The sequence below is a fragment of the Methanobrevibacter sp. genome, assembly GCF_017468685.1.
Taxonomy (GTDB): domain Archaea; phylum Methanobacteriota; class Methanobacteria; order Methanobacteriales; family Methanobacteriaceae; genus Methanocatella.
On the sequence record NZ_JAFUHT010000044.1, the window covers coordinates 1 to 5,158 of the forward strand.

General features: G+C 30.0%; 4 protein-coding genes, 1 tRNA gene and 1 pseudogene. 5 read left to right on the forward strand and 1 reads right to left on the reverse strand.

What is annotated here, in order from left to right; translation table 11 throughout:
• Positions 1 to 344 precede the first annotated feature (344 nt).
• The 5 genes and pseudogenes from dnaG to IJ258_RS06020 all read left to right on the forward strand — a co-directional run bounded on the left by dnaG (position 345) and on the right by IJ258_RS06020 (position 4,074).
• A pseudogene (dnaG, locus tag IJ258_RS06000) lies at positions 345 to 1,589 on the forward strand (DNA primase DnaG).
• A gap of 110 nt (positions 1,590 to 1,699) precedes the next feature.
• Positions 1,700 to 2,302 carry a biotin transporter BioY gene (locus tag IJ258_RS06005; protein WP_366514572.1) on the forward strand — a complete coding sequence of 201 codons (603 nt, stop codon included), beginning with the start codon at positions 1,700 to 1,702 and terminating at the stop codon, positions 2,300 to 2,302.
• A 36-nt stretch (positions 2,303 to 2,338) separates the two neighbouring features.
• Positions 2,339 to 2,737, forward strand: a complete 399-nt coding sequence (locus IJ258_RS06010; protein WP_292804382.1) for a DUF1284 domain-containing protein — start codon at positions 2,339 to 2,341, stop codon at positions 2,735 to 2,737.
• Positions 2,738 to 2,793: 56 nt separating this feature from the next.
• Positions 2,794 to 2,865, forward strand: a tRNA-Gln gene (locus IJ258_RS06015).
• A 27-nt stretch (positions 2,866 to 2,892) separates the two neighbouring features.
• The gene (locus IJ258_RS06020) at positions 2,893 to 4,074 is read left to right on the forward strand and encodes an ATP-grasp domain-containing protein (protein WP_292804384.1); all 1,182 of its coding nucleotides are present in this window, start codon (positions 2,893 to 2,895) and stop codon (positions 4,072 to 4,074) included.
• A gap of 270 nt (positions 4,075 to 4,344) precedes the next feature.
• Here IJ258_RS06020 and IJ258_RS06025 read toward each other — a convergent pair whose 3' ends face one another.
• Positions 4,345 to 5,031 (reverse strand): V-type ATP synthase subunit D, encoded by a 687-nt coding sequence (locus IJ258_RS06025; RefSeq protein ID WP_292804388.1) that lies wholly within the window; start codon positions 5,029 to 5,031, stop codon positions 4,345 to 4,347.
• Positions 5,032 to 5,158 lie beyond the last annotated feature (127 nt).

Genomic DNA, 5,158 nt, shown 5'->3' on the forward strand with positions numbered 1-5,158 from the left:
TAAATGAAGTATTGAAATAAATACTAAGATTATTATAAGCTCATAGAGTATTACATTATTTATTATTATAATTATTATTAATTTATCAAATAACGGGAGAAACATTATTATTAGGAAAAATTAAAAGTTAAAAAATATTGAATTTTTAAATAACATGACTAAATAAGAAAATAACAGTAAACCCTAATAGTAACTCTTAAAAATAAATGTATAACTTTTTTTAGTGTATAATAGGTCAAAAGACCAGATTATCGTATAATTTATGCAAGTTTCACCTAAAAATAATTTCAATTTTTAGTTATTACATAAATTATCCCGATTTAATAAGCTTAGGAGGCTTAAATATGGGAAAAGGTGAAGAATTAACAACAACAAAATATTTAATCCATGCTCAAATTACAGCGAATGGTATTGTTGAAAAGCCAGATGTTGTTGGAGCTGTCTTTGGGCAAACTGAAGGTTTACTTAGTAATGATTTAGATTTAAGAGAACTTCAAAGAACTGGAAGGATTGGAAGAATCCAAGTTAACATCCATTCAAATAGTGGAAGAGCAAAAGGAGAAATTGTAATTCCATCCAGTTTAGACAGAGTTGAAACCGCCATTCTCGCTGCATCACTCGAAACCATTAACAGAGTGGGTCCTTGTGAAGCAGAAATTCAAACCACAAAAGTTGAAGATGTAAGGGCTGTTAAAAGAGAACAAGTCGTTAACCGTGCAAAAGAAATTTACAAAAACATGGTTGAAAGCGTCGGTCCAACTAGTATAAAAATGATTGAAGAAGTAAGAGAAGCCATGAGAGTTCATGAAATCTCTGAATATGGTGAAGACCGTCTTCCTGCGGGACCAAGTATCCATACATCTGATGCAATTATTGTTGTAGAAGGACGTAGCGATGTTTTAAATTTACTTAAATATGGAATCAAAAATACTGTAGCTGTTGAAGGTGTAAGCGTACCACATTCCATTGGAGAATTAAGTAAAAAAAGGACAACCACAGCATTTGTTGATGGTGACAGAGGCGGAGAGTTAATCCTTAAAGAATTATTACAAATTGGTGAAGTAGACTACATCACACGTGCTCCAAAAGGAAAAGAAGTGGAAGATCTTGAAAAAGATGAAGTTTTAGTTGCTTTAAGAGACAAAGTTCCTACAGCACAATTTTTAGCTACAACCAATATTCTAAATGATTAAAACAACAATAACAATCGTAAAAAAGAAAACAATAAACATCATAATAAAAAACATCAAAAATACAACCGCAATGAAAAACCACAGCAGGTTAAAGAGCCTGAAATCGAAGATGATGAAGTTAGCTTAATGAAAGATATGCTAAAAGAATTTGAAGGAACCGGTTGCGGAGCTATTTTAGATGAAGCTTTAAATATGACTAAAGAAGTTGAAGTGGAAAATATTTACGAAGAAATCAAAAATATTGAAGGCAACGTTGATACAGTCATATTTGATGGTGTAATCTCACAAAGATTGGTGGATGCTGCATCTGAAAAAGGAATTAAAAAATTAGTTGCATTCAAATCCATGAATATTGTCAAAAAACCACAAAACGTGAAATTAATAACTATTCATTAAATTGAATATTATTAATTATTTTTCTATTTTTTTATTTTTAACAACACAATTAAATACTATTTTTAACAAATCTATAATGGGATTCGAAAATTGGAGGAAATTAAATGAATATTGATATAGATAATTATTACAGTACTAGAAAAAATGTTTTTGAAAGAATACAAGATGCTAGTACTGCTACTAAAGTACTCATGTCCTTATTAATGGCATGTTTTACAGGTATAATGGCCCAAATCATTATTCCACTCCCATGGACTCCAGTTCCAATTACTGCACAAACTTTTGCAGTTTTATGTTCTGGTTTAATTTTAGGAAAAAAATACGGCTGTTTAAGTCAAATATTATATGTTGTTTTAGGTATCGCATTCATTCCATGGTTTGGTGGAATGACAGGTGGACTTGAAACCTTCTTAGGTTCCACATGCGGATTCTTTATCGGATTCATTATTGCTGCATACTTTGTAGGATTTATTACCGAAAGATATACCAAAGCACGTAATTTCACAAGAATGGCAATTGTAATTGGAATTGCAAATTTTGTATTGATTTATATTCCTGGATTAGCAGGTCTTGCTTTATTCCTTTCCACACAAGGAATGACTTTTGGAATTGTTGATCTTTTAATGATGGGACTCGTTCCATTTATTGCAGGAGATATCGTAAAAATATTAGGTGCAGCTTCAGTATCCAAAGTATTTTTACCTAAAGACTAAAAGGTTTTTAACCTTTCTTTTTTTATTTTGATTTAAATGAATTTAAAGTTGAGAGGACATCATTTGTTATGTCTTAAAGGTTTTCAGGGCTACGGCTATGATGAAAACTTTGTCCGGAATATGAAATATATTAATTCTAAACGAAAAGACAACTCAACAACTATTACACTTCTAGATTGCCCTGATGACATCTGCGCTTCTTGTCCTAATTTAAAGAACAACGTTTGTGAAGATGAAACTCAAAATGAAAGAATCATCGCAATGGACAGAGAAGTTTTAAAAAAATTTGATGTCAAAAAAGAACATAATTCTATAGAGTTATTTAAAAAAGTTGATGAAATATTCAATACAACCGAAAGTGTTTCTAAAATCTGTTATGAATGCATGTGGCATGAAAAATGCTTATTTTATCAAAAATTATTGAATAACCGATAGGTTTAAATACTACATAATAAATATATATTAAATGTTGTATACAGTACAACATGTATAGTCCCGTAGGGTAGTGGTAATCCTTCTAGGCTTTGGACCCGGAGACGGCGGTTCGACTCCGCTCGGGACTACTTAAAAACTTTTTTTACTGATATTTTATGGAAAAGCTATTACTTATTGGAATTGATACAAGAAGTATGCTTAACAGTGCATTAGATCTTGAATATGAAATTTTTTCAGCAAGTTATTTCTCAACTTCAGACACACCCACCATCAAAAACCAGAAAATCGTTTTAAAGGAAAGTGATGGGGAAAGTTGTGGAAGTTTTGAAGAAAACTTTGATCCCAAATACATTTTAGAATTTTCAAGAGACTTTATTGATGAAGTTGATTACATAATCCCTATTTCTGGGGTTTCACCAAGTGATTTTAAAAAAAATGACAAGAAAAAGATTTTAGGAAATAAAGATGTTGGGGAACTTGAAAATAAATTTAAATTTTATGAAGAAATTAAAGATGAATTCTTAACTCCTATGACTTTTAAGTTGAATGATATAGATGAAGCATTAGAAATAAATAAAAATTATCCAAACAATCAATTTATTATAAAACCTCTTCAAGGAAGTGGAGGTTATGACGTAAACCTATTAAATAATGATAGTGATTTTGAATTTAAAGATGATGAATATATCATGCAGGAATACATCAAGGGCATTAACCTAAGTTCATCAGTTTTATCAAATACCACTACTGCAAAAAACATTACAAATTCACGATTACTTACAATGAATGATTTTAAAAATAACAATGACTTCAGATATGTTGGAAACATTTTACCCTTGACAAAAAAATCAGTCATGACTCCAGTAAATAATTTTGATAAATTAAAAAGAGAAATGAAAACAACAAGTGAAAATCTAATAAAAAAATTTAACCTGATTGGATCAAATGGAGTCGATTTTATTCTTAATGAAGATGGATTAAACATTATTGAAGTAAATCCTAGAATCCAGGGCACATTCGAATGTGTGGAAAAAACATTTGGAGTAAATATGTTGGAAGCCCACATCAAAGCATGCCAAGGAGAATTAATTAATATTCCTGAAGCGAAATATTACTCTTATAAAAAAATTATATATTCACCCACCAGAATGAAATACCACAAAATGAATCTAAATAATATTTATGACTTACCTCACATAGGTTCCATTACCGAGATTAACGAACCATTACTAACAATTATTGAGAAAGACAAAAGTTTTGAAAATTTATGTAAAAAAGTAGAGTTAACTGATAAAATTGTTAATGAAGAATCTAGAAAAGGCCAACTAGATGAATAATAAATAATATTACTCCAATTGTTATCATAAAAGTTGTAATAATCATAGCCCTTGTCATCCAGATAAATACTTTTGCTTTATTATCAGGATCTTTCATAAATTGGTCAATTGGATTTCTTTTCATTTTAAACACACTTTCTGAAATTTCTAGTAAAAATTTTTTTTACAGTAACTAAATAAAATTTATTTAAATAAAAAATACAAATCAAATTTATCTTAAAATTAAAAAATAATAAAAAATAGAAGAAAATGAAAAAAATTAAGAAAAATTTAAGCTTCTGCATTTTCAGCTGCTTCAGCTGCAGCAGCTGCTTTTTCATTTTTCTCAATTGTTGATCTAATCATTTTCAATCTAACAAAGTTTTCCCTTTCCATTTCTTGGAGTCTCATATCAATATACTTTTCAGTATTTTGGAATCTTGGAATCATAATATGCTCTAAAGCGTTTACTCTACGTTTAGTAGCTTCGATTTCCTCAGCAAGTAAGAAAATAGTTTTTTCCACTTCACCAAGTTCAATCAAATACTTAAGAGATTCCTCGAATTTCTTTGCAGCTTCGTCTAATTGTATGGTAGTGTCGGCAAAACCATAACCTCTGTCTACAATGGATCTTTCTTCCATTTTCACATTAGTAACAGGTACTGCTACGCCCATAACACTTCTAGATGAAATTTCAACATCAATAGATTCTTTAACTGATAAAGCTGCTTTTTTAACAGCTAAGTCTCCCATAGCAATTTGTGCTTCAATTAAAGCATCATTTGCTTCTTTTAGACTTTGTTCTGCGTTTTCACGAATACCTTTGACACGATCCAAGATATCAAAAAACTCTTTGATTAAAGCATCTCTTTTTTCTTTAAGCAAACCATGCCCTTTTACAGCAAGTTTTGTCCTATTTTTAAGAGATAATAATTCCATACGAGTTGGATTAATTCCATCTATAATATCTTGTGCCATTTAATCACCTACATTACTGTAATGAGATTAGTCATCTTTTGGAAGGTATTGTTCAACAAATTCTTCTTTAACCCTTTTGAGTTCAGATTTAGGTAAGATTTTGAGTAAACTCCAACCGAGATCTAAA